Origin of the sequence: Lactobacillus sp. ESL0233 (assembly GCF_003692995.1) — a bacterium.
Classification (GTDB): Bacteria; Bacillota; Bacilli; order Lactobacillales; family Lactobacillaceae; genus Lactobacillus; species Lactobacillus bombicola.
This window is the reverse complement of the sequence record NZ_REHH01000003.1, coordinates 49,318-75,246: the sequence shown is the minus strand read 5'-3', so window position 1 is coordinate 75,246 and position 25,929 is coordinate 49,318. Positions and strand designations below refer to the sequence as shown.

Sequence of the window (25,929 nt, the reverse complement as noted above, 5' to 3'; positions counted from 1 at the left end):
CATTATCAAATTGATAATGCTTTTTTACATCCAGCTAATTATTTAAGATAGCACCGTTTTAATTGCCTTATTCACAGCACTTTGTTGTTGTTCTACCAAATTAACCCTAGTGGCAATTACTTTAGTATCCATTTGAATCTCACGACCTAAACCTGGTTGATTAATTTTAGGCTCAAAAAATTCAGTAAATTCTTGCAATCTATTTGCAGTATGGAAAATTCTAGCAGTAACCGTAATATAAGTAGTAAATTCCATATCACCACCAACCGTCTTTTCCAGCCATGACCATTCTTTACGCAACCAGTCCCAAGCAGCCTGCTGTCCTTTAGCATTAGCTAAAATATTAAAGTACCAAGAACGTAAATCTTGTGGTTTAATAACATCCGCATTTTTAAAATCTGCCACTATCTTGTTGATATCTGTTATGTCTTGCGAAGCTGTAATAGCGGCTAGTAAATCTGCCTTATAATAAGGATCAACTGCTACTTGATACTCATTAATCAAGTGGTCAACTAAATCCTGCTTGCGGTAATTTTTAACTTCATTAACTAAAACATATGGTCGAATAGACGCTGCAATTTTAACTAAATCATTTTTATTATTAGCAAAAATTTGATGTCCGCCTTCAATAACCTGCTCATTTTCAGCATATAAGCCAGCTGATAGGGTTAAAGGGCGAATTAACGAGTCATCGCCTACATCATTATTTGATTGCCAACCTAAACGAGCAATTTGCTTTTCAGATAAAAGATTATAAAAAGCTTTTAAATTCTGCTCTTCGTCAGAACCCGGTTTAGTAAACTTACGTAATTCACGGGCTGTATTAAATAAAGCATTAATAACAATATAAGATTTTGAAGTAGCAAATTTAGGTAATAATGGCACAATTTCAGCATAAGAAATCTGGCCCCCTTCAGCTAAAAGACCTAAATCTTGTAATAACTGCAATTGATCTACTGCAGTTAACTGTTCAAGATTTGCCATGATATCGGCCATTAATTTTTCATCATAATTAACGATAAAGTGGGAACTATTACCGACATTAAGCCGCAAAGCATGACCAGCTTCTGCACGTAGTTGTTTATAATCACCCAAGTCAAGTTCTGTTTGCGTCATAATTTGTGGTGCTTTGAAATTTGCATTTATTGGAATTGCCCATGTTCGACCAACTTCTTTACCTTCGCCGATAAAGAATTGCTTTTGTTGCAAAATCAAATGTCCATTTTCATCAACATGTGCATTGACAACTGGATAGCCAGGCTGATCAAGCCATGTATGCATAATCTTGCCAATATCTAAATCAGTCACCGTTGATAAGGCATTCCATAAGTCATCACCGGTTGCATTACTATATTTATGTTGGTCAAAGTAATACTTAAGTCCCTTGCGTAAAGCATCATCACCTAATAGGGCTCTAACCATTACCAGCATGCGGGAGCCCTTAGCATAAACAATGGCTCCATCAAACAATGAATCGATATCAGCGGGATGCTCAACTTGAACATGGACCGATTGAACACCATCGGTTGCATCTCGTTTCAACGCTGCTGGAACTTCTGAAATTTGATATGCGTTATCCCAGATTTGCCAATCAGGCTCTAGGGCATCTATTGAAACATATTCCATCATGTTTGCAAAACTTTCATTAAGCCACAAATCGTCCCACCATCTCATTGTGACCAAATCACCAAACCATTGGTGTGCTAACTCATGAGCAATAACCGTTGCCACATAAGACTTTTGCTCAACTGTAGCATTATCTGGATCAAGTAAAACAGCTGCTTCTCGATAAGTAATTAATCCCCAATTTTCCATTGCACCAGCTGAAAAGTCTGGCAAAGCTAATTGCCATGAATGGGGTAGTGGGTATTTAGTCTGGTAAAAATCTTCATAAAATTCAATTGCACGTTTAGCAATATCCACAGCAAAATCCAATTCTTTAGCCTGGTGTGCCTTAGTAGCAAAAACACCAACTTCAACACCATCTTTGGTCTTCGTCAATTTAGATTGTAATTCACCAAAGGCAAAAGCAACTAAATAGCTGGACATTTTGACAGATTTTTCAAAGTAATGCACACCATTTTCGACTTTTATTTCTGGCATGTTAGCTAGTGTGGTCTCACCTTCGTGTTCATCATACTTAAGTGCTAAAGAAAAAGTTGCTTTAGCTTCTGGTTCATCCACACAGGGAAATGCTTGACGCGCAGCTGTAGTTTCGAATTGGGTACCTATAATTTGTTTCTTTACACCATCAATCATGTAGTAGGACGGATAAATTCCCATCATTGTATCTGTTAGCGGTGCAGTATAAACAATTTCAATCTTGACGCTACCTTTTTTACCTAAGTCAATCTTTATTGCTTCGTCTTTATCACTTACTGTAAATGGAACTTCAACACCATCACACTTAACTGAAGAGACCTCCATATACTTTTGGTTGATTAAAACAGTATCTTCGATTACTTCACCGGTTATTGTTGACGTACCAGCAATTGTTTTCTTTTCTCGATTAACATCAATGAATAAATCGTAATGATCAGGATGAAAAGTTTCATAAAAATGTTTCGTTGTCATAATTTACCTCCTAGAAAAAAGCTTATTACTAAATTTTACCAAAATCACATCTGAATATCATTAAAACTGGATTGTAAGGCAGGCGTGTTCTTTCTGTAACAGCAATGAAATATTTATTAGGTATAGTATCTGTAGTATTAAATAGACTACTTAGTGAGGTATAAGACAAATTGATTAAAGGTAAAAAATTCATGCTTAAACTAATTACAGCCTTAGCCTTAGCGGTTAACTGCACTGCAATTATTGAATTAGTTCATAAAGACACTGCTATACAAACTGTAGCAGCCGCACAAAAATTATCTAAAAAAGAAAGGGCAGCTAAAAACTGGATTGCCCGCCACGAATCAGGTGGTAATTACAATGCACGTAATGGAGTTTGTTACGGTAAATACCAGCTTAATTTAGCATATTTAGGTGGTAACTATTCCCCTAAAAATCAAGAGCGTATTGCCGATAATTATGTATATAATCGTTATGGATCATGGGTTAATGCGAAAAGATTTTGGCTTATCCATCATTGGTATTAAAAAATTTCATATTAATTTGTCCTAAGTAAAAAAGCAGGTTAGTCAGTTACTAACCTGCTTTTTAATTTGCTTTTTCAAACTAAAAGTTGCACTATACTAATTTAAGTACAACTTCCTAATATACTTAAGTTCTATCATATAATAAACGAGTCTTGCACGAACTTTTAAGCCAGCCTGCAAAAAAGGCAGAACCAAAAATCACTAATGCTATAACCGCAGTAAAAATAATTAGATTATCACTATTTGTTAGGGCAATTAACTGGTCGGTTTGAACCAATTGATTTGACTCATTAACTTGATCACATAATCCAAAGAACAACATGAATAAACTGGTCAAAGTTAGTAAGCCATTAATTGCGGTTAATCTTTTCATTTTTATTAGCTTCAAAAAATCATGTCCTTTCTTTCGATTTAAGTATATAATTATATGCTTTTATGAATTAAATTCAAGACATTATTAAAAAAAGTTAATATTTTTAATGCTTTCTGAATTATTTATTTAGCCACTCACTATTTAACCATTCTTGCGCCAAATTAAACCAATGAGCTGCATGCGAATTATCTTGCCATTCGCGACCTCTTGTCACCATATCTGTCCGGGCTAGAGAAAAACCATGTCCACCTTTATTAAAAAGGTGAACTTCACACGGCACTTTTTCCTTTCGTAGTGCCGTTGCATATTCTAATGTGTTAGTCACTAAAACGATTGGATCATCCCAAGCATGAAAAATGAAGGTAGCTGGTGTCCTAGAAGTCACCCCTAGAGCACTATTTAGTACAAATTGATCTGCTGGTACTTTATTGGTTGCATTTTTTGGGATAGCAAAACCAATTTTATGCAGATTAATCAAAGGATAACCTAAAATAGTTTTATTGGGTAAAACAATTTTGGCAGTAAAATTAAAGCGATTTTGGTATTCCAGCGAATTAGCCATACTGTTAGCAAAACTTGCCACATGACCACCAGCAGAAAAGCCAATTGTTACAATTTTGTCGGCATCAATTTGATATTCTGCTGCGTGATCACGAAAATATTTTACTGTGGTTAAAACATCCAAGCCAGCATCTGGATAAATATCACCTGCATCTTGAATCAGGTTATAATCCATCACAACACTGTTAAACCCGCAATTATTAAAAGCTAAGGCAATTGGCTCACCTTCACGCTTTGATAGGTGATCAAAACTCCCACCTGGAATCACAATTGCCAATGGATGCCGCGGCTTGATTAAATCACCAATTGAATCCAAAATATATGGATGAATTTTAAACTTGCGTCCATTAAAATTTGTTAAAATTATTTCATTTGTTTTCATTTTTTGCCTCACGTTTTACCATACTTTTTGCTAAAAAGCTTGTTGTTAATGGTACCGTTAATATTACACCAATTAGGGAATACACAATAATCAGGGCTTCATTAACTAGCATTTTCTCATTAAAAATTTCACCTAGAGTATAATTTAATCGAATATACCATAAAAATAAAGAAAGGCAGCTACCAAACATGCCAAACAAAATGGTATTTATTGCTGTGCCTAAAACATCATTACCGATTTTTGTCCCACTTGACCTTAATTCATCATATGTAATCTTAGGGTTATGCTTTTTAATTTCCAATAATCCAGAACTAATTGCGACAGCTGCTTCTGCTACTGCACCTAAAGTTGAAAAAATAGCAACGGCAACAGCAATGAGTGGATAACTTAAACCCGGCATCTGTGATAAACCTACTAGAATTTCTCCTGCTTCAGGACCAAGTCCTGCTGCCTGTGCAATATATTCAAAACCTAAAATTACTACACTGACTAATAAGCAAACAACCATTGACGAGTAAAATGAATTTTTAGCAACTTGATAATCATGCGTGCCTAAAAAAATGATAGTCACTAATTTGAGTGGAATAAAAATCAAAATAAGTAATGGAATATTGATACCCCAGGAAATAAGAACTGCTAATAAAATTAATAATAACGTATTAATTAATACACTAAAGAAGCTCCTGATTCCTGTCTCGCCACCGATAATCGTCATCAAAATCGCTAAAACTATTATCAAAGCAGTTAATGTACTCATTACTTATGCCACACTTTCCACCTGTTTTTATCTAAAAATAACAAACTACAGCCTGTTGCAAAAACAACCGTTAACACGATACCAATGGCTGAAATCACACTTTGAGTAACACCTAAAGATAACGTAAAACCAAAAGTTGAGCCAAAACTATTATTATCACGTAAATAAATAATTGTTAAAGGTAGGGCTTCTGACATAAAAATTAAAACTAAAACATTGATTAGCGGTCCCATAATTTCCTGACCCATGGTCCGCCCACTCCTAATTAACTGTTTAGTTGTAATGTCCTTTTTAGTTTGAATCAGCTCATATAAACTAGAAACAATGTCAGTGGCCTCGTCCATTACTGCTCCCAAAATCCCTAATAAAGTCTGGGCCAAAAAAATGCCGCGAGGATCTTGCGTAGCATAGTCACCAGTCTCATATTTGATTTCTGACTCTCCTGTTAAACGCATGATGATATAACATAGTGCAAAAGAAATAAAAACGCCTAATAAAGTAGCTAACCAGGTCACTAACATTTTGCGGTTATATCCTTGCACAATTAATAAACTGAAAAAGGAAAACACAATATCTGCTACAGCAAATAGCAAGACAATATACGCACCATTTAATTTAATATTCAGCATAATAACAAAATAGAAAAGTAGCCAACTCAAGAGCATTGACAAAATTAGTCCCAGTGCCTTTTTACCAGAAACTGCTACAAGTAAGGTAGTCATCACTGTTATAGCCAAGACAACTACCCAGTCTCGCTTAGGATTTTGAATTGCTGGATCATTCTTTTTAATATTGACAAAAACTCGCTGTTTTGGACGATACTTTTGGGTTACAAGCTGTGATGGATAATAAAAGTTAGTTGTTGTATACGTTTGATTTTGATGTTTACCAGATAGAATTTTCAAATGCAAGACTTGCTTTCTAGTTTCATCTTTATTATCGTATACGTCTTTACTTTTTTCGACTAAAGTATCTGTGATTTTTTCATCGGTAATTATTGCAACGTCATTTTTAGTATAAATATTAGTGGCAAAATAAATACTAGCCGTCAATATCAGACCAATAAGCATCACTATTACCGCTACCAAGTAGCGTTGCTTAATTTTTTTCAAAATCAACATCCTAACCTACATAATTCACTATAATTTCTTATGATCAATATTAGCTAATCTTTATTTTATAGATTAAGAAATCTTTGCCACCAATGTCTAGTCTCTGTCTCAGGTTGCATATCAATTAGCGTTCGGTGCTCATTAACACTAGCTGTTTTTTGAGAATTTTCTTGAGCTTTAGCTAAAATTTCATCATGAAGCTGCTCAGACGTTTTCTTTTCATCATGAACAATTTGTTGGCGCTTTTGCTTAGCTGTAAATAACTGTGCTTTGGGTTGGCTTTCTTCATCAGTTACTATCCCAGAAATATCTGCCAAACCCTCGAACTTTTCAGTTTGACCATTTTGTTTTTGTAATAGTTCTTGGTTTTGAGCTTCAATCCGGTTGAGCTGCTCTTGTAAATTTTCCAGTGCCGTATTCTGTTGGCTAATAGTTTGCTGAAAGGCATCAATTAATTTCATCACTTGTGCAGATGTCATTATCTCTTGCTTGCCTTTTTTAGTCTGGTTTGTCTTTTTGATTTCTTTTGAACTAACTGCAAAAACTTGCTGCGCTGCTTCGTATAAAGTTAAACCATTTTTTTGAGCTAATCGATGAAAATCTTGTAAATCTTGAACATCTTGCTTACTATATAGCCGCGCATTCTGCTTAGTTCTAGCATAATAATTTGCTTGGCCAGTAACCTTTTCAACAATTAAAGAATACTTTCTTAAAGTTGCTACACTAACTTGTAATTCCTTAGCAGTTGCTGCCGGTGCGGTTAATTCTTCAAAATCATGCTTATTACCACTCATAAAGTATTACTCCCTCTAGCACAATCAAATTAATCTATTTTATGTAGTAAGCTTTTTTTATGCTCATATCTTTTTTGGGCTTCGGTAATCAATTTCGTAATTAATTCGGTATAAGGAATACCTGCAACTTCAAATAATTTAGGATACATACTAATATTAGTAAAACCAGGTAAAGAATTAACCTCTGTCAAAATAACTTTTTGATCACTCTTGCGCAATGTTGAATCGATTCTTGCCATACCACTACATTCCGTTACTTGATAGACTTTTAAAGCATTAGCTCTAATCTCAGCTATAGTTTCTTCAGGCAAGTCGGCTGGAATTTGTAAACTAGTTGTTGAATTAGCATCATACTTATTTTCATAACTATAAAAAGTTCCCTCAGCATTAATAATTTGACCAACTCCTGAAACTATTGGATGATCATTTCCAAGCACAGCAGTTTCAACCTCTGTACCATGAATGGTTTCTTCTATTAAAACTTTATCATCATAGCGAAAGGCATCAGCTAGAGCAGCATCAAATTCTTGCTTATTAGTTACATGGTGTACACCAACAGATGAACCTTGATTAGCTGGTTTAACAAATAAATCATGCCCTAATTTGGCACTAACTTGATTATAATCACGTTTGGTATTTTGCTCATCTTCATATTCAAAACGTTTAATTGAAATCCATTCAGCCACACAAACGCCTACACGTTGTGCTAAAATTTTGGTAAATTCTTTATCCATAGTTACTGCTGCAGCTAAAACATCATCCCCAACAAATGGTTTATCAATAACCCTAAATAAACCTTGTAAACTACCATCTTCACCTAAATTACCATGTACAATGGGAAAAAATACATCTAATTCTGGAAAATTCGCTAGTTCACTTAAGTTAGAAATATTCGCTACTTGATGCGGACTTTTAATCTTATATTCTGCATTTGCTAAAACTTTTAATGATTCTTGCTCACTTGCAATATAGCCCTCATTAGTTATCCATATAGGATGAACATCAAATTTGCTTTTATCAATTGCCTTATAAATGTTATGCCCCGACATAATTGAAACTTCATACTCAGAAGAATTACCACCAAAAATAAGACCAACTTGTGTTTTCCTAGTCATTGCTTCTACCTCTTATCATTTTTTCTAACTTTTTTATTATACGGCAATAACTAGCTGAATAATGGTAATTTAGTTAATTTTTATAAATGTTTTTGTCTCATCCCAAAATTACCACCATAACTTAAAATTAATTATTTTCGTCTTAGTTACTTAATCAATTCGCCCTAACTTATAAAATTAAAAGTATACTTCATGAATTAACACTAATATCAACTAGTTATTTTTTAAATCTTAATTATTAAGATTAGGCCATATCTTTATTAGGCCACAATAAAAATCCCATCTTCATTGAAACATAAAATTCACTTATTATGTTTATCGCCAAAGATAGGATTATTTAATATTAAAACTTATTCAAAACGGCTGTAATTTCTGCTAATAAGGCAGCTTCATTAGTAACAATAGTACCATTTAATTTAATTAAACCAGTAGTATATAAGTTAACATAATGAAATTGATTTTCTGCCACTTGCTTTAACGCCGCTAACTTTTGATTATTTTCGCTTCCCTGCTGCCGTGTATCAGTATATAGACCAATAATCGGGATTTCTTTAGCATAGGCAACACCTATTTCACTTGCCACACCATTATCAATACTATTACCATCAAGAATTGCTACCAGTAAATCACTCTTAATCAATCTTTCTGTATCTGCTTGAGCAATCATCTTTGAATCAGCATAAGCTTGTTTATTGTTTATTGCATTATTTTCTTGTGGTAAATATAAATCAATTGCAGTATCTAATTGCCGAATTTTTTCTGCCAAGTAGGCGTTGTAATTAATTTCTGCTTGCGAAAACAGTGCATTAGCTAAATAAACTTTCATCATTAACTCCTATAATACAAAAAAACACCTAAATATTTTTGTAAGATAGTTTAAACATTACTTTTAATTATTAGGTGAACTAATTTCCCATGGAATAGCACTTAAAATATACAAGACTACACCAGCAATCACATAATCTAAAAATATGCTACTTCCAATTTCTAATATACAGCCCAAAACTGCTATCTCATCAACATTAAAAATAATTGGAATCATAGCTAATATACCAGATATTAAAATTAGCCAAAAGCCCGCCCACATTCCAGCAGCTGTAATAGTATGAACTAAAGTCTTAGAATTCATCACCATTAACATATCATTAATTAGTGAACGTAAACTGATAATTATCATTATAAACAGCGTAATGTTTACAACCAATATTACAAAAGCAATGTTTCCGCCCAAAGTAACTAAATCTAAATTGAAAGCATCTATTACATCATATGGAGCATTCTTTCCTTGTCTTTTGAGTCTTTTTTGTACTAATTGGGCATCGCTGGATGCCTCTTGATCTATATTTGATTCAATATCATGCAAAATTTGTTGTGCCAACTTGATATTATTAAATTTAAACCATGGAACACCTATGGCATAATCAATAATATGATCGGCAATGGGCTGCGTTTGCTTAGTAGTTAATAAATTAGAATTTACATCTTTATTAGCACCAATCACTTTAGCTAGCTCGTTAAAATGATTGTTAACGTGTCGAACAATAACTGCTTCATTATTATTAGTTCTCAGCTGTCCCTTCATAAAAAAAGGATTGAGAAAAGTTACTGTAGTCATAACTAATGTCACAACTAATAAAATGCAAAAAGATGAGACCCTTTTGTACTCAAGATTTTGTTCTGGATTTACTCTACGCAAACTATTTTGTGCGCCATTTGCCATGCTATTCCTTTCTAACAAACAATATCTTTATCATCATCAAACATAGTATCAATTGCATGGTGAATTTCTTTAATGTCAGTTGAAGCAATAATTTCATGGCCTTTTTTTAATGCCTGATTAATTTCATCCGGTGTACAGTGTAGAAAACTATACATCAATGAACTAGTGGCATAATCTGCTAATTGTTCAGCAGAAAGATTAAACTGTGTATTATTATTATAGTAAAGTCGGCCAATACCAGTTATAACAAAGGCAATACCATACTCAACTTCATGTGGGTTAAAATAGTCTTCATCAAAAATTTGGTTTTCTCTGACCCATTCTTCAATCATACTGCTCCAATTATCAAGCGTGTCATTACTGCTAAATACTTCATTAATAATACGCTTTAAACCTTCATCATAAATGCCTAGCATTGCAATTGTATACAAAAATGCTTTAGTACGCGCACCCACCGTGCCGTCACTTGTCTGATTAAATCTGTTAACTTGTTTATCCAAAGTGTTTAATATATTACGGACCACATCATCGGTCAACTTAACTTTATGGGGGTAATATGATTGCAAAAGTGATTTAGAAATTCCAGATTTCTCTGCAATCATTTGAAAAGAAACATTTTCCATTCCATTTTTTCTTATTAAATAGAATGTATTTTTCAAGATAATTCGTCTTCTTTTATAATTTTTCCGTCGTGCCATCATAGTTTCTCCGTTTTCTATACATTATATTCTTATTATATCAATGATATAAAATAAATAAACAAAAAAGAAAACAAAGGCCTTTAATTAGTACTAATACTTTGTTACCACATTACCCCCAGAATATTAAATTACTTTAGTTCACTTTCGCTTAATAGGTGCATTGAACGATCATTGTAGGCATAATTAATTCCACGCGCTAATAACAAATCAACCGATATTCTAATCATACGATCTGGATAATGTTGATGCTTAATAGTATCCGTAACTACAATTTGTTCAATAGGTAATCCATTTAGAATTTCAGTTGCATTTTGTGAAAGTAAGGCATGCGTTGAAGCAACATATACTTTCTTAGCGCCTGCAGCCATAACTGATTTGGTTGACGATGAAATCCTTGAACCTGTATCAATTAAATCATCAACAATAATACACTTCTTATTTTTAACATCACCGATTATGTCATGAACATCTGCATCGTAACGGGCGCGTCTTTGGTCAACAATAGCAATTGGGGCATCAAACATTTGACCAAAATTTCGAGCCAGCTTAGCCCCAGAATGATCTGGAGAAACCACGACTATATCATCATCTTCCTTAGTTGCAATACCATTATCAATGAAATACTGCGCTAATAGTGGAATTGCATGCAAATGATCAACGGGCACATTATAAAAGCCCTGTATTTGAGAAGCATGTAAATCTAATGCAATTAAATGATCTAATCCTGTAATTTGTAACAAATTGGCAATCAATTTTGCTGTAATTGGTTCACGTGACCGTGTCTTTGTATCAGAGCGTGAATATGCTAAATATGGAACGACTACATTTATTCTATGAGCTGATGCACGGTGAAGTGCATCCAAAACAATTTCTAATTCCATAAAGTTTTCATTTACTGGGTCCTGAATTGATTGGATAACAAAAACGTCACATCCTCTAACACTTTCACCAATATTAACTTGAATTTCACCATCACTAAAATGCTGCACCGCTGTTTCAATCAACGGTTTTTTCAAAATTGTAGCAATTTTTTCATTTAAAGCTGGATTCCCACTTAAACCGATTAATTTCATTGGATGCATTAATTGAAGAATTTCTTCTTTATTCATAACTACCTCTTTATCAAAAATACCATCTTTTCAGTCTATTATAACCAAAAAAGTTCCTAGTGCCTAGAAATTGACGGAAATTAAAAAAGCTGGAGATATCCTTCCAGCAAATTGTATAATTTTAATTTTCGTCTCTAAAGAAATTTTTCATTAAATCAAGTAGTTTAAAGCTCTTAACAGCATAACTATTATGCTTTTGTCTTGGCATTATCAGTAATTGCCCTTGAGGGATAAGCTGACTATACCAACGGACATGATCAACTTTAACCCAGTCCTTCTCACCAACAACACAATAGGTTGGAATAGTGATTGCTTTTAAAGCATCAACTGAAAGGTAGCTTTCGGTTAATTCAACTCGACTATCCCGATTTAATTGCAAGAAGCGTAGGCAACCTTCAGTTAAATAATGATAAGGTCGAATACCATTACCATTGACAAACACTCCGGCAACCATTAATTTCTTAAAGGCGCTTGAATCTTGACTAGCAAGCATCATTGCCACCAATCCACCCGCATCAAAGCCAAAGCAATAACAGCCCTTAATTCCCATTTTTTTAATGAAAGTAGCAATATCTGCAACTTCTGTTTGATAGTGCTGCGCTATTTCTCCCTCGCTCAATCCATGTCCCCGCATATCAAGCACATACACTGTGTAATAGAGGGCAAGCGGAGCAATAATTTGTGCAAACATTCCACCATCAAAATGGTGACCATGTAGTAATAATAACGGTTCACCCTGACCTAGTTTATTGTAGTATAAATTATTGCCATTAACTTCTGCTATCATTGACGATTCCTTTCACTAGCTTCAACTAGTTTCTGCTTAGAATTATCTTCTTTTTTATGTTCCTGCCATAAGCTACGAATAATAATTTTGGTGATAATATAATTTGCCTTAAAATTATCAGGAATCATCTTTAAATTAAAATTGTGTACCATACTATCCTTGCGTTGCCAATAATGATATAGTGGCCGACTAGTGCAATAAAATCCATCTGTTAAAGCTAGATATTCCACATTGAAAATTTGGTCTTCCATAAATGCTAAATTCTCCATAAAGCATAAATGATTTTGCCGTACAACAGAAATTTTATATCCTTTATTCCAAGTATAACCTTTAACTGGTGTACCTAAAATATGATTATCAAACAATGATCCTAAAGGATTATTAATCAGTTGATAGCTTTTTAATTTTGTTTTTATACCTTTTATAACTTTTTTGGTAACCGGCTTAGATCCTATCTTATTCTCGTAATCTAGCCAAAATCCACATGAGACCATAGCTACTTCTGGATGTTTATGAAACGCTTGTATAAAAAAATCGGTATAGCCAGAATCAACCCAATCGTCACCGTCATGAAAAGTAAAATATGGTGTGTCAACATGAGCAAGACCAACATTGCGCGCATCAGATAAGCCACTATTTGGTTTATTAATAATTTGGATATAACGAAACTTCGTTTGATAGCTTTCTACTATCTTTTTTGTATTGTCCGTTGAGCCATCATTAACAATTAACAACTTAAAGTTCATATTATCTTGTTTAGCTAGGTGATCTAGTGCCCGACTAATATATTTTTCAACGTTGTAAATTGGCATAATGACCGTTAACTCAGGTTGCTGAATCATAGCACCCCTCCCTCATAAATTATTATACCATCTTAATATTTTTAAAATTTTAAAAATACTATAAACTAAACGTTAAAAAAGTAATAACGTTATTTATTATCTTAAATGATTTAGTATAATATGTGCAGCAAAAGGAGTTAATAAATCTTATGAAAAAAGTAAAATCAATTCTAATAATTACTGTCCTCTTATTTGGAGGTCTATTGGGAATGAATCTGCCTAAACAAATTGTTCAAGCAGACGACTCCCCCGTTATTTGTCTAGGAACTTCTCTTACCGATAACCAACGCCAAGGCACAATAAAGGCTTTGAGTAATCCTTTAAATGACAACAGCTATCACACCATAACTATTACTGGTCAAGATTTAGTTCAATACCTTAATCCTTCTGGTGCAAATTTCACTAACACTTCAGGCGTTTGGTCAAGTGCAATGATTCAAAAAACCGCTCAAGGTAGCGGCATTAATGTCCATATTCTTGACTATCAAGGTCATAATAATATTACAACGATTACAGCTAATCAATATAAAAATGCTGCTCTAACTGCTGGAATTACGGATGCCAATATTTATGTTACTAGTGCTATTCCAATTGATGGTTCTGGGGCTTTAGCTGGCGTCTACTCCGCTTATAGTAAAAATGGGGAAAATTTAAATCAAAGCCAAGTTAACGCTGCACAAGATGAAATGGGTACTTTAAGTAAAATAACCAAGGAAAATCAAAATAAAAAAGGCTATAGTGATGCCCAATTAAATAATGCAGTTGCTGGCGCCAAACAAGAAATGGGGAAAATTGGCAACAATGTTTCTGATAGTCAAATTCATAACATTGTTAACAATCAAATTAATATTAATCACCTAGGTGATGTTATTAACAATAACCAAAAAGAGCAAATTATCAATATTTTAATTAAAATCCGTGACTCTGGTGCTTTAAAAGATCATCATTTTAAAGATCAAGCTGATGCTCTTTCCAAAAATATTGAAAAAAATGCTAAAGGTATCTTTGATAAAATCAATACTACCGAAAATCGAAACTTATTTGAACAAATCTGGGATGCGATTACTAGCTTCTTTAGTGGACTTGTAGCAGGTTTCTCTAATTCTAAGTAATTACATTTGATCCATAAACTTGTTTAAAGTATGATCAACAAATTCATTACCGCGATTTTTAGCATGACCTTTGGTCCACTTAAATTCGGCTTGAGTGAACTCACTAAGTAGTTGATCTAATTTTTGCCATTCTTCGACATTAGCAATTTCCCCTTTACTACTCTTGTGCCAGCCCCGTTTTTTCCAATTTTGGAGCCAGCCTTGTGTAATCGGATTTAAAACATATTGTGAATCAAGTATAAATAATAGAGGTTGTTGGTTAAATTTTAATTCCAACAACTTTTTTAGTGCCTCAATTAAGGCCGTTAATTCCATTTTATTATTGGTTGCACCTAATTCACCATTGCTATCATAAAATGATTGCTTTTTACCTGCTTGCTGCCATTCAATTAAATATGCCCAAGCCGCCTTATCAGTTGCGTGTACATGACCACCTTTATAAGTTCCAGTATTACGTGTACCGCCATCGGTATAGATTTTGGCAAAATATTTTTTATTTGTTTTTGAGGTCCCTCTTTCTTTATTTAAGGGCTTTATCTTACTTGCCTTTTGAATTTTAGCAATTGCTTGTCTTAATGAGTCTTCATCTTTTTGCAGTAGCTTCTTAGCTGTTGCTTGATTAAAGCCCAAATAATTTGTCGCATCAGTAATTTGTTCAAACGCCTTATATTCGGCATTAGAATAGCCAATAACTTGTTTTTCTGCTTCTTTCCAAGTGCGATAAACCCCTGGCTGACGACCCTTTTTTACAGCATAAAATTTCATATGTTCCTCACTCACTAAAAATTGTTGTCAATGTTAAAATATTAGTAGCACTAATTTTAAGGTGGTTATTTATGTTCTTTAATACCAAAAAATATACTGAAATTGCTGAAAAAAACCGTAAACGCAATCTGTCTAAAGACCCTAGTATGTTTAATATGGTTTCGTTAGCAATTCTAGCTACCATTGGCCCTACTCGCTTTTTTTTGCGCCTACATAAAAGAAAAATTGAAGATAAGTCAAAAATTGAAAGCAAAAAAGGAGAATTCATCCAAGAACCTGTAATTTACTTTCATGGCTTTCGTGGTGGGGACTACACCACCAATGTTATGATTAAGCAAGCACTAAAAGAGAAAAAAAATTCTAACTACCTAAAGGTTACTGCTGATTTATGGGGAAATTTTAAACTAGAGGGGACATGGACAGGTGATCAAAAGCCAATCGTTCAAGTGGTTTTTCGCCAACGAATTGTTGGTGTCTATGCTATTGATTACTATTTACGTCTTATTCTACCTTTTTTAGCTAATCGATACCACTTTACACATTATTCAGCAATCGCTCACTCATTAGCCTGTCCTTGTATAATACGCACAGAGATGCGTAAGGCTCATAAAACAAATTTCCCGCATTTAAACAAATGTGCCTTAATCGCTGGTCCCTTTGACGGTGTAACCTATATGGGAGATATTCCTAACGTTAACGGTTTTAATAAAAAAGGTAGACCTACAATGATGAATTTACACTATTGCTATTTTTTATTTAGGCGAAAGCGATTTAATCCGAATATTTCCGTCTTGAACATTTACGGAAATGTTTTAGATAATACCAATAGTGATAAATTTATTTCTGTTACTTCTGCCAAAAGTATTCGCTATGTTTTAGCACCATTGGTCAAATCCTACCATGAAGTAGAAATTCGCGGCGAAAAATATGCCGAACATAGTTGGATGCATGATAATCCGTTTGTCATTGACATTGTCAATAAATTTATCAACTTCAAAATATAAAATTTAATTTTCGGAGGATTTACGTGATTGTAATACAAGATATACTACGAATCATTATCACTACTAATATTATCTTATCCTTTTATATTGTATTTCACCGTCGGCGGTCGGTTTCAACTACGTGGGCTTGGCTAATTATTTTATTAGTTTTTCCAGTGATTGGTCTCATTCTCTATGGCTTCTTTGGTCGCGGCATTTCGCAAGAGAACATTTTTGCCATTAACAAACAACACCATATTGGGTTACGTAATGTTCAAAAATCAATTACTAAAGCACCTAAAAAGACCAGTCCTGCTGATACCTCTGACAAAGCCAGAATGGTTATTCACTTTTTCAATCATAACGGTGAAGCGCCACTTAGTAAAAATAATCATGTCAAACTCTACACAGATGGCCAAGCGCTGTTTGATGACATGATGCACGACATTCAGTATGCACAACAATCCGTTAACGTTGAATTTTATACCTTTTATAATGATCAAATTGGTAACGAAATTCTTAACTTGCTAATCAAAAAAGCAAAAGAAGGCATTGCTGTACGCGTCCTTTATGATGCCTGGGGATCTTTAGGTGCTAGTAAAACTTGGTTTGATCAACTCCGCCAAGCAGGCGGTGAAGTCTTACCTTTCATCACTTCACGTAATATGATTACGCGTTCTCGCATCAATTATCATTTACACCGTAAGATTGTAGTAGTTGATGGCAAAACATCTTGGACGGGTGGTTTTAATATTGGCGACCAGTATTTAAGCCGTAACAAAAAGTTCGGTTACTGGCGCGATAGTCATGTAAGAATTGTTGGTTCAGCCTCGCTACTTTTACAAGAGCGTTTTGTCATGGATTGGAATGCCTCAATTCAAAAAGAAAGTCAATTAATTACTTTTAATACCATGCTTTTTCCTAACTTAGATGAGAATGAAATCCATCCTGGTGATGTACCAATGCAAATCGTCGCAGATGGGCCTGACCGAGATATCGCTAATATGCGTAATGGCATAATGCGCTTAATGTCGCTAGCTAAGAAAAGAGTTTGGCTACAAACACCTTATTTAATTCCTGATGATGCCATGATGGCTACTTTGCAAACTATTGCTATGTCAGGCGTTGATCTACGAATTATGATTCCCTGCAAACCAGACCACCCTTTTATTTATCGCGCTACACAATGGTACGCTAACGAACTAACTCGTTTCGGTATTAAAGTATATATCTACAATAAAGGTTTTATCCACGCTAAAACAATTGTAGTCGACGATGACTTTGCTACTGTTGGTTCAATGAACCAAGATTATCGTTCTTATGACCTCAACTTTGAAGACGTTGCTGTTTTTTATGACAAAAATTTTGCCCATGAAATAGCTCAATCATTTATATCGGACATGGAGCATTCTACCCTACTTACGCCACAAATAATTGCTAAGCAGGGGCGCTTACTGCGAACACTACAGTATTTTTCACGAATGCTTTCACCAATTTTATAGATACCCTGAAATATTAATCACATTAAATGTTCTTAAATTATATCTTGTATTTCAATTCTAATATCATGGTTGACATGACTCTTAATTGTACCCACTATTTTCGCTATGCTCTGGGCAAAACGTAAATAATATTGACGATTTTGATTTGTAGTAAGAATACAAATCACTTGTTTTTTCTTGGGATTAGGTACCCTAATTAGGGTAATCAAATCAATATCAGCATATGAAATTGTTCGTTTAAAATAACCCGCTACTACAACTTTCTTTGCGCCAAAGCCAGTAAAGCCATCAATGATACCTATCAAGATAAAACTGGCCAAAAAAACAGTCAGACCCTGATCATTTTTTTCAATTAATTGCCAAGAAAAGCCAAGCCAAATAAAAATTAGCGACCAGATAATTGAAGAGAATCGATATTGTCCCTTTAAATCAATATTTGCTTGCCAATACCAGCTATAACAAGCATAGCCCAGCATAATCGCTTCTAAAATTAAGTAAAAACCAGCCATAAAAACTCTCCTCAAAATATTTACTCTTCGTCTATTATAACAGACTACGATTTTTTAGTAGTTTTAGCAGACAATTTTGAACTATTGGCTTGCATTTTATTTAAAAATATTATTAAATAGGCATTAAATTAAATGCGATGAAAAAGACGAGTAAATAATTTATTTCTCACAGTGAGTTGGTATTAGTGCAAAGCCAGCAGACCCTGAATTATTGAAAAACCCTTTTAGCAGCACACTGAACAACTCAAGTAGGTGGTGCCGTCTCCAGTACGTTATCAAGCTGGTGAAGCATGATTGTGCTTCATGAGTGGTTCGCAAATAGCGGACAATTTAGGTGGTACCGCGGAAAAAGCCTTTCGTCCTTGTTTTTATTAGCTGAGGCAGAGGGCTTTTTCTTTGACCTCAAATCAGGAGGTTAACAATTATGACTTTAATTATTCCCCAAAATTATCAGCCTACTTTAACAATTCGTGATACTGAGGCGGCAATTGTTTTTATCCGTGAACGTTTTCAAGTTTTACTAGGGCAAAAACTTAATTTACAGAGAATGTCCGCACCTTTGTTTGTTGAAAAAAATACCGGACTCAATGATAACTTAAATGGAATCGAACGTCCGGTTGATTTTGACGTAAAAGCTTTTCCTAAAGACGATACCATTGAAATCGTCCATTCTTTAGCTAAATGGAAACGACTGGCCCTTAAAAAATATCATTTTGGTATGCATGAAGGCCTCTATACAAACATGAACGCCATTCGGCGCGATGAAGACCTTGATAACTTTCATTCGATCTACGTTGATCAATGGGATTGGGAAAAAATTATTGCCGAAGATGAACGAACAATTACAACTTTGACTGAAACAGTTGCGCAAATTTTTAGTGCAATTAAGCAAGTTGAAACTGAATGTGCTGCACGCTATCCTGCTTCAACTTATCATTTGCCAGATGATGTATTTTTTATCACTACTCAAGAACTAGAGGATAGATGGCCAGACTTGAGTCCAGAAGAACGAGAGAATAAGATTGCTGAGCAAAAGAAGGCCGTCTTTCTTATGAAAATTGGTGACAACCTGGCTCGTAGTGGTAAGCCTCATGATGGTCGCGCCCCTGATTATGACGACTGGCAATTAAATGGTGACTTGATTTTTTGGTATGAACCCCTCAAGCAAAAACTAGAAATTTCTTCAATGGGAATTAGGGTTAGCCCGCAAAGCTTACACAAACAGCTCATCCAAGCTAATTGCCTTGCACGTGAGCAATTGAACTTTCATCAAATGTTGCTCAACGGCGAGCTACCATTTACCATTGGTGGCGGAATTGGTCAATCACGCCTTTGTATGCTTTTATTGGGTAAAGCTCACATTGGCGAAGTACAAGCCAGTATTTGGCCAAAGGAAATGCTAGAAAAATGTCAAGCCCATAACATTCAAATTCTTTAACTATCAACCGACCTCCAACTTAGCTAATGCTACAGGAGGTCTATTTTAGTAACACGATAATTAAGCTATTAGCATAAATTATCTACTGCATAAATATTGCCCAGGGGAAAATTATGATTGTAACTAAGCAAATAAAAACTTTAAAAACCGAAATTGAACAAGCAAATTATGTTACCTTTTTGACTGGTGCCGGTGTATCTACACCCTCTGGCATTCCAGATTATCGCTCTAAAAATGGTATTTATAATGATAGCATTGAAAAGCCAGAAACTATTTTAAGTGCTGAAACACTGTATCACCGCCCAGAATTGTTCTATCATTTTGTCTTAAATAACATGTATTTTCCCGACGCTAAACCAAATATTATTCATCAAAAAATTGCCGAAATTTGTAATAATAAAGGCCATTTAATTACCCAAAATGTCGATAGTCTAGATTTAAAAGCTGGCAATCAACAGGTCACCCAGTTTCATGGTAATCTCTATCAGTTATATTGCACAAAATGCCAACAAGCTGTTAAGTATTCTACCTATGCTCAATCATATCTGCACCATAACTGTGGTGGTATTATTCGCCCCCAAATTGTGTTATATGGTGAAAATATCAATTCTCAAAACTTAACTACTTCTATTCAAGCTATCCAAAAGGCTGATCTAGTAATTATTTGCGGTACTAGCTTTGTGGTCTATCCTTTCGCTAAATTATTAGCTTACTGTCAAACCAATGCTAAAATATGGGCAATTAATAAAACAGCAATTCCGTTAGCTGGGATTGCGGCTATTACTGGCGATGCACTAGATGTTTTCAAACAAATTTAAACAGACATATTTCTTATGGTAAAATATTAGGCAATAGCTTGATTAATGGATTATTATAAGTTATTGCTTAACTCAATTTATTATTCAAAAGCTGCTAGTACTTTCAGAAAAGAGATTTTTACAAATGTCAATTATTAAAATGTATGCGCCATTCTTTGATGCCAATAACTGGCTTCACGTTTTAACTAATGTCAATGACTGGCTAGTCATTCTTACCCTAATTTTGATGGAATGTTTATTATCAGTTGATAATGCTGTTGTACTTGCAGCCCAAACCAAATCTTTACCAGACAAAAAGCAACAAGAAAAGTCTTTATTTTATGGTATGTGGGGCGCTTATATTTTTCGCTTTATTGTCATTGGAATTGGCACGTACCTAATTAATTTTTGGGAAATTAAATTAGCTGGTAGTATTTATCTTTTTTACCTTTGCTTCAAGTTCTTCTATGATCGACGCCACCATTCAGCAGATAAAGAAGGCGGTCAAGTGCCAAAAACTACCCAGCATCATCAAAGTAATAAGCGTTTCCTGTCACCTTTTTGGCGAGCAGTTATATCAATCGAAGCAATGGATATCGTCTTTTCAATAGATTCAGTTCTAGCAGCCCTTGCTGTTTCAAGTAATCCTGTAGTTGTTTTAATTGGTGGGATGATTGGTATTTTATGCATGCGAGGTGTAGCTGAAGTTATTATTAAGTTAATGGATATAATTCCTGAGTTGCAACCAATGGCATATATTTTAATTGGCATTATTGCTTTAAAATTACTTGTCTCACTTCCACCACTTCATTATGAGTTACCAAACTCTATTTTCGCCGCTTTAGTCTTTGGCATTTTGTTAATTACCATTGCTTTTCATTTTTTGCACTCCAATAACCATTCTCATTAAGCATAATTTATAAGTTACCATTCTTTTTTAGGCACAATTCAATAATTGTGTCTTTTATCTTCTATGCAACAAGTAAGCTTTATAATTACTTACATAAATTATAATTTTACTTAATAACTATTCGAGAGTAATCATGGACTATTCAACTTATTTTACTAAATCAACAACTGAAAAAATAAGTATCGATTTGCTTGGTCGACCCTTAATCTTTGATAATGGGCAACAAATTTTAGGTGGTTATATTGTGGAAACTGAAGCTTATTTAGGAAAAAGAGATCGTGCTGCTCATTCATACCAAGGCCGCAGAACTGCTGCTAATGAAGGATTATATCGCAGAGGAGGCACAATTTATATCTATGCCCAACGCCAATATTTCTTCTTCGACATTGCTACCCAAAAAGCTGGTGAACCTCAAGGCATCTTAATTAGAGCTATCGAACCTGCTTGGGGTATCAAGCAAATGATAACTAATCGCTCAGGTAAAAGTGGCCCCTTATTAACTAATGGGCCGGCTAAAATGATGCAAGCCTTCGGTATTCATAATAAAGACTGGAACTTACACTTTCTAAGCAAGTCTCCTTTTACTATTGATTTAAATGACAACCACAAAAATTACGCCCGTAAGATTATTGCCAGTCCGCGCATTGGTATTAACCAATCAAGCCCTGCTTGGGCCAGCAAACCTTTGAGATACTACGTTAGCGGTAATCCTTATGTTTCTAGAATGAAAATAAAAGATTATCAGCCAAACAATGGCTGGAAATTATTATCTTAATATAAAAAATTGTTATAGACATTTTAAACACAACTATTGACAAAGTCCTATTTTTAGCCTATCATCGCATATAAAGTTAAATAATTTCCAATGCAATAGAGGTTGCGATAATTACAAACTTAGCTGGAGTGAACGAACACTAAGAAAGCTATCGTAAGAATTATCGCCGAAACAAAAATTTTGTTCGTTTCAATTTTTTTGTTGGGCTGCAAGATAATATCTTGCAGACTGTCCTAGTTAATTACTAGGGAGCGCTATATGATTTGTCTAAATAAAATTAGATTAGACCTCGTTGTTGAAGTACAACGAGGTTTTTAATTACGCTTTTTATTGTATTGGCTTTATTTGAGAAAAGTTTTCGGAGGTTTTCAAAATGAAGTCAAGATATAAATGGATTACTGCTGTTATGATAGCAATAATCAGCATGACCTTTGGTTTGAATTGTAATTCAAATAGCGTCAATGCTAAAAAAGATAGTAATGTGCTTAAAGTAGCAATGGAAGCTAACTATCAACCTTATAATTGGACCCAAACTAATGCTGCAAATGGTGCTGTCCCAATTGATGGATCGCAACATACTTTTGCTAATGGTTATGACGTTAAAATTGCCAAAATTATTGGTAAAAAAATGCATCGAAAAGTGGTTGTGCTTAAAACTGAATGGGATGGACTGCTACCAGCTTTAACCAGTGGTAAGGCGGATTTAATCATTGCTGGTATGAGTCCAACTGCTGAAAGGGCTAAAGCCATTAACTTTTCTCAACCATATCGCCGCGGAACATTTGTTGTTATTACCAAACCAAATAGTAAGTTTGCCCACGCTAAAAAGCTAACTGATTTTAAAGGCGCAAAGTTAACTGCTCAACAAGGAACATCCCATTACGGGTTAATTAAAGAATTACCTGGTGCCAAAAGACAAACCGCAATGCGCGACTTTGCCGCAATGCGCCAAAGCCTAATTTCAGGAACAATTGATGGGTACTTAGCAGAAGATACCGAAGCAATTTCTTTTAAATTAGTTGATCCAGATGTCACTGCTGTTGCAATTAGTAAGATGGCTGGTTTCCATGTCTCAAAAGAAGAGTCAGAAACAGCCATTGGTATTGCGAAACCTAACAAGTCTTTGCTTAAACAAGTCAATCAAATATTAGCTACCATTCCAACCGCTACAAGAAACAAAATGATGACCGCTGCCATTAAAGAACAGCCTAAGGCTGATGACAACAAAAAAGGTCAATCAGAAAACTGGTTTATTTCCATGTGGAAACAATATGGTAGTATGCTAGTAAGTGGTATTGGCATGACCTTGCTTCTTGCATCTGTTGGTACAATTGCAGGTTTCTTTATTGGTCTAGCTGTTGGTATTATTAGAACTATTCCTACCCCAACTACAACTGGAAAAAAATTATTACTTAAAGTTAGCAACTGGCTATTATCAGTTTATATTGAAGTGTTCCGCGGGACACCAATGATGGTGCAAGCTGCGGTAATCTACTACGGTATTGCTCAATTTTGGCATCTTAATATCAATCGGACCATTGCGGCTTTAATTATTGTTTCAATTAATACTGGCGCCTATTTAGCAGAAATTATTCGCGGAGGGATTATTTCCACACCAACTGGACAGTTTGAAGCTGCCAGTGCTTTGGGCATGACCCATAACCAACGAATGTGGCATATTATTTTACCGCAAGCAATTAAAAATTGTTTACCATCAATTACTAATGAATTTATCGTCAACATTAAAGACACTTCAGTTTTGAGTATCATTTCGGTCTCAGAATTGTTCTTTGTGGGAACAACTGTTGCTAGCCAGACTTTTAAGTTTTTCCCAACTTACCTCACAATTTCTGCTATTTACCTAATTTTGACTTTCACTATTACCAGAATCTTCAATTTAATTGAGAAACATTTACAAGGTAATAAAAATTACAATTTAATGGCCAATCAAGTACAAGTTGGTACAACCAATGACATGGAGGTTAAAAAATAATGACCGCAACAAGTGAAACAATTTTGAGTCTAAGACATTTGCAAAAATCTTTTGGTGAACACCAAGTTTTACGTGACATTTCTCTTGATATAAAAAAAGGTGAAATTGCTACGATCATCGGCCCTTCTGGCGGTGGTAAATCAACTACTTTACGTTGTATTAACCTCTTAGAAGAACCAACGTCTGGTGAAATTACTTTTCACGGTGAAAATGTTCTTGCTTCTTCTTATAACCGCAACATCTATCGTGCTAAGGTAGGGATGGTATTTCAGCAATTTGACTTATTTGAAAATAAAAATGTCCTTGCTAACTGCATGGTTGGTCAAGAATTAGTTCTTAAACGCGCTAAAGAAGAAGCACGTCAAATTGCCCTGCAGAACTTGGAAAAAGTTGGTATGGCTCAATATATTAATGCTCGCCCGAGTCAACTTTCAGGGGGACAACAACAACGTGTAGCTATTGCCCGGGCAATATCGATGGATCCAGAAATCTTGTTATTTGATGAACCGACTAGTGCACTTGACCCAGAAATGGTCGGTGAAGTTCTAAGTGTAATGCAAAATTTAGCCAATACGGGATTAACAATGATTATTGTAACCCATGAGATGGCATTCGCGCGGGACATATCTGATCAGATTTTCTTTATTAGTGACGGTATTATTGCCGAGCAAGGCAAGCCAGATCAATTATTTAATCATCCACAAAATGAAAAAACCACGAAGTTTTTAAGTAACTTCCAGAATAATTAAATCAGTGACCAAAAAATCATGTTTTAGCAAAAAAACATGATTTTTTTATTCAGTTTACAACCTTGGGCCTTTGAATTCGACAACTAAATTTTCCTCTAAAATTAATTATTTTCTTTTACTTTTTAATAACTCTAAAACAATTATTATTACTTGTTGAATAAGCCAAAGTAATAACGAATAAATAGATATAACACCCAGTAAAATATTTTTCCCATCTAAGTAATATAAAACTATAAAGACGAAGAACATCGTTAAATAAATACGTTCCGAATAAATTACAACTTTGTGATCAACTAAGTAATCTGTTGCAGAAGAAGTTGATTTTTGGTTTTTACTTGTGGAACATAATGCTACTGCTAATGTTAATAGTCCTATTATTATTTCCCTTGGACTGCGCCAAGGAGAAAAATCTTTTATCGCAATTATTAATAATATAATACCTATTAAAAAAGGAAAAATTTTACTAAGTTTTATCTTCATAATCTATACCTATAGAATTAACGATAAGAATTGGTAATCGACCCAATATGTCTGCTATTTTTATTTGCATTTAATAAAACAATCATAGCATAAAGCGCTTTTAATGTTGAGAACACCATTCTAGCGTTTTTAAATTTACAGCAGTCAATTAGTTTATCAACTTCTGGTAATCTATACCTAAATGATTGCCAGTGATTACAAAGATGAGGAATGTATAGTGGCGAAAACAATCAAGCAATTAGCAGATGAATTAGGTGTCTCTAAACAAACTAGCCATTATCAGATAAAGTCTTTACCAGTAAACAAAAAAGATCAAGAAATAGTGTGCCTGCACGATACCCTTGCCCAGACCCAGAAATTGCTTAATCAATCGCAACAATTACAATTAATTGCCGAAAAAAAGTTGATGAACTTTTAAAAATTTCAGCCAGTTCTGCAAAAACAGAAAAAGACCACCAAAAATCATGGTGGTCAAAACTATTTTAAAAATATAAATATTTAAGATTTGTATTTTCAGTCTTTTTTACTTTTTAACGATTTTGGTGCTAGCCAATACATAAAT

Annotated in this window: 27 protein-coding genes and 1 other annotated feature; of the genes, 11 read left to right on the top strand and 16 right to left on the bottom strand. The window is 34.4% G+C overall.

The window, feature by feature from the left end; translation table 11 throughout:
• Nucleotides 1–42: 42 nt before the first annotated feature.
• Entirely contained in the window at nt 43–2,574 is a 2,532-nt protein-coding gene (locus F5ESL0233_RS00700) for a M1 family metallopeptidase (RefSeq protein WP_122058257.1), read from the bottom strand.
• A gap of 191 nt (nt 2,575–2,765) precedes the next feature.
• Here F5ESL0233_RS00700 and F5ESL0233_RS00695 point away from each other — a divergent pair, with 191 nt between their 5' ends.
• Entirely contained in the window at nt 2,766–3,101 is a 336-nt protein-coding gene (locus tag F5ESL0233_RS00695) for an aggregation promoting factor surface protein (protein WP_090093974.1), read from the top strand.
• 124 nt (nt 3,102–3,225) lie between these two features.
• On the opposite strand, the gene F5ESL0233_RS00690 is transcribed toward F5ESL0233_RS00695, so the two are convergent.
• The 12 genes from F5ESL0233_RS00690 to F5ESL0233_RS00635 form a co-directional block, all read right to left on the bottom strand.
• Nucleotides 3,226–3,474 (bottom strand): hypothetical protein, encoded by a 249-nt coding sequence (locus F5ESL0233_RS00690; RefSeq protein WP_122058255.1) that lies wholly within the window; start codon nt 3,472–3,474, stop codon nt 3,226–3,228.
• A gap of 118 nt (nt 3,475–3,592) precedes the next feature.
• On the bottom strand, nt 3,593–4,417 hold the full coding sequence (locus tag F5ESL0233_RS00685) for an alpha/beta hydrolase (protein WP_122058254.1): 825 nt from the start codon (nt 4,415–4,417) through the stop codon (nt 3,593–3,595).
• Nucleotides 4,404–5,174, bottom strand: coding sequence for a YibE/F family protein (locus F5ESL0233_RS00680; RefSeq protein WP_122058252.1), 771 nt, complete (start codon nt 5,172–5,174; stop codon nt 4,404–4,406). Before F5ESL0233_RS00680 ends, F5ESL0233_RS00685 begins: the two co-directional genes overlap by 14 nt.
• Complete coding sequence (locus F5ESL0233_RS00675) at nt 5,174–6,295, bottom strand: YibE/F family protein (RefSeq protein WP_370448328.1); 1,122 nt, start codon at nt 6,293–6,295, stop codon at nt 5,174–5,176. The genes F5ESL0233_RS00680 and F5ESL0233_RS00675 overlap by 1 nt, the downstream gene beginning before the upstream one ends.
• Before the next feature lie 56 nt (nt 6,296–6,351).
• Nucleotides 6,352–7,080: a transcriptional regulator gene (locus F5ESL0233_RS00670; protein ID WP_090093937.1), complete on the bottom strand. Its 729-nt coding sequence runs from the start codon at nt 7,078–7,080 to the stop codon at nt 6,352–6,354.
• 29 nt (nt 7,081–7,109) lie between these two features.
• On the bottom strand, nt 7,110–8,195 hold the full coding sequence (locus F5ESL0233_RS00665) for a D-alanine--D-alanine ligase family protein (RefSeq protein ID WP_090093939.1): 1,086 nt from the start codon (nt 8,193–8,195) through the stop codon (nt 7,110–7,112).
• Between the two features lie 343 nt (nt 8,196–8,538).
• The gene (locus F5ESL0233_RS00660) at nt 8,539–9,021 is read right to left on the bottom strand and encodes a nucleoside 2-deoxyribosyltransferase (protein ID WP_165777867.1); all 483 of its coding nucleotides are present in this window, start codon (nt 9,019–9,021) and stop codon (nt 8,539–8,541) included.
• A gap of 63 nt (nt 9,022–9,084) precedes the next feature.
• Nucleotides 9,085–9,915: a hypothetical protein gene (locus F5ESL0233_RS00655; RefSeq protein WP_090093943.1), complete on the bottom strand. Its 831-nt coding sequence runs from the start codon at nt 9,913–9,915 to the stop codon at nt 9,085–9,087.
• 11 nt (nt 9,916–9,926) lie between these two features.
• Nucleotides 9,927–10,613 (bottom strand): TetR/AcrR family transcriptional regulator, encoded by a 687-nt coding sequence (locus F5ESL0233_RS00650; protein ID WP_090093945.1) that lies wholly within the window; start codon nt 10,611–10,613, stop codon nt 9,927–9,929.
• Between the two features lie 131 nt (nt 10,614–10,744).
• Complete coding sequence (locus F5ESL0233_RS00645; protein ID WP_090093946.1) at nt 10,745–11,725, bottom strand: ribose-phosphate pyrophosphokinase; 981 nt, start codon at nt 11,723–11,725, stop codon at nt 10,745–10,747.
• 121 nt (nt 11,726–11,846) lie between these two features.
• Nucleotides 11,847–12,512 carry an alpha/beta fold hydrolase gene (locus F5ESL0233_RS00640; protein ID WP_090093948.1) on the bottom strand — a complete coding sequence of 222 codons (666 nt, stop codon included), beginning with the start codon at nt 12,510–12,512 and terminating at the stop codon, nt 11,847–11,849.
• Nucleotides 12,509–13,354, bottom strand: coding sequence for a glycosyltransferase family A protein (locus F5ESL0233_RS00635; RefSeq protein ID WP_090093949.1), 846 nt, complete (start codon nt 13,352–13,354; stop codon nt 12,509–12,511). The genes F5ESL0233_RS00640 and F5ESL0233_RS00635 overlap by 4 nt, the downstream gene beginning before the upstream one ends.
• Nucleotides 13,355–13,563: 209 nt before the next feature.
• Between F5ESL0233_RS00635 and F5ESL0233_RS00630 the strand changes: the two genes are divergently transcribed.
• Nucleotides 13,564–14,466, top strand: a complete 903-nt coding sequence (locus tag F5ESL0233_RS00630; RefSeq protein ID WP_370448332.1) for a DUF1002 domain-containing protein — start codon at nt 13,564–13,566, stop codon at nt 14,464–14,466.
• Here the strand turns inward: F5ESL0233_RS00630 and F5ESL0233_RS00625 are convergent, their stop codons facing one another.
• Nucleotides 14,467–15,231: a ribonuclease H family protein gene (locus tag F5ESL0233_RS00625; protein WP_090093952.1), complete on the bottom strand. Its 765-nt coding sequence runs from the start codon at nt 15,229–15,231 to the stop codon at nt 14,467–14,469.
• 71 nt (nt 15,232–15,302) lie between these two features.
• On the opposite strand from F5ESL0233_RS00625, the gene F5ESL0233_RS00620 reads away from it, so the two are divergent.
• Both F5ESL0233_RS00620 and cls read left to right on the top strand, forming a co-directional pair.
• Complete coding sequence (locus F5ESL0233_RS00620; protein WP_122058249.1) at nt 15,303–16,235, top strand: alpha/beta hydrolase; 933 nt, start codon at nt 15,303–15,305, stop codon at nt 16,233–16,235.
• A 23-nt stretch (nt 16,236–16,258) separates the two neighbouring features.
• Nucleotides 16,259–17,716, top strand: coding sequence for a cardiolipin synthase (gene cls, locus F5ESL0233_RS00615; RefSeq protein WP_122058248.1), 1,458 nt, complete (start codon nt 16,259–16,261; stop codon nt 17,714–17,716).
• Nucleotides 17,717–17,748: 32 nt separating this feature from the next.
• On the opposite strand, the gene F5ESL0233_RS00610 is transcribed toward cls, so the two are convergent.
• Nucleotides 17,749–18,225 (bottom strand): hypothetical protein, encoded by a 477-nt coding sequence (locus F5ESL0233_RS00610; RefSeq protein WP_090093957.1) that lies wholly within the window; start codon nt 18,223–18,225, stop codon nt 17,749–17,751.
• A gap of 128 nt (nt 18,226–18,353) precedes the next feature.
• Nucleotides 18,354–18,592: a binding site (T-box leader), on the top strand.
• Between the two features lie 57 nt (nt 18,593–18,649).
• On the opposite strand from F5ESL0233_RS00610, the gene asnA reads away from it, so the two are divergent.
• From asnA to F5ESL0233_RS00580, 6 genes are all read left to right on the top strand, one after another.
• Nucleotides 18,650–19,663, top strand: coding sequence for an aspartate--ammonia ligase (asnA, locus tag F5ESL0233_RS00605; protein WP_090093958.1), 1,014 nt, complete (start codon nt 18,650–18,652; stop codon nt 19,661–19,663).
• Nucleotides 19,664–19,776: 113 nt separating this feature from the next.
• Complete coding sequence (locus F5ESL0233_RS00600; protein WP_122058246.1) at nt 19,777–20,481, top strand: NAD-dependent protein deacylase; 705 nt, start codon at nt 19,777–19,779, stop codon at nt 20,479–20,481.
• Nucleotides 20,482–20,605: 124 nt separating this feature from the next.
• Nucleotides 20,606–21,370 (top strand): TerC family protein, encoded by a 765-nt coding sequence (locus tag F5ESL0233_RS00595; protein WP_090093961.1) that lies wholly within the window; start codon nt 20,606–20,608, stop codon nt 21,368–21,370.
• A 133-nt stretch (nt 21,371–21,503) separates the two neighbouring features.
• Nucleotides 21,504–22,145 carry a DNA-3-methyladenine glycosylase gene (locus F5ESL0233_RS00590; protein ID WP_090093963.1) on the top strand — a complete coding sequence of 214 codons (642 nt, stop codon included), beginning with the start codon at nt 21,504–21,506 and terminating at the stop codon, nt 22,143–22,145.
• Between the two features lie 373 nt (nt 22,146–22,518).
• Nucleotides 22,519–24,138 (top strand): ABC transporter substrate-binding protein/permease, encoded by a 1,620-nt coding sequence (locus F5ESL0233_RS00585; protein WP_118895786.1) that lies wholly within the window; start codon nt 22,519–22,521, stop codon nt 24,136–24,138.
• Nucleotides 24,138–24,887 (top strand): amino acid ABC transporter ATP-binding protein, encoded by a 750-nt coding sequence (locus F5ESL0233_RS00580; RefSeq protein ID WP_090093966.1) that lies wholly within the window; start codon nt 24,138–24,140, stop codon nt 24,885–24,887. Before F5ESL0233_RS00585 ends, F5ESL0233_RS00580 begins: the two co-directional genes overlap by 1 nt.
• Nucleotides 24,888–24,992: 105 nt before the next feature.
• Here F5ESL0233_RS00580 and F5ESL0233_RS00575 read toward each other — a convergent pair whose 3' ends face one another.
• Complete coding sequence (locus tag F5ESL0233_RS00575; protein WP_122058245.1) at nt 24,993–25,367, bottom strand: hypothetical protein; 375 nt, start codon at nt 25,365–25,367, stop codon at nt 24,993–24,995.
• Between the two features lie 217 nt (nt 25,368–25,584).
• Here F5ESL0233_RS00575 and F5ESL0233_RS08210 point away from each other — a divergent pair, with 217 nt between their 5' ends.
• On the top strand, nt 25,585–25,785 hold the full coding sequence (locus F5ESL0233_RS08210) for a helix-turn-helix domain-containing protein (protein ID WP_199692566.1): 201 nt from the start codon (nt 25,585–25,587) through the stop codon (nt 25,783–25,785).
• Nucleotides 25,786–25,929: the final 144 nt, after the last annotated feature.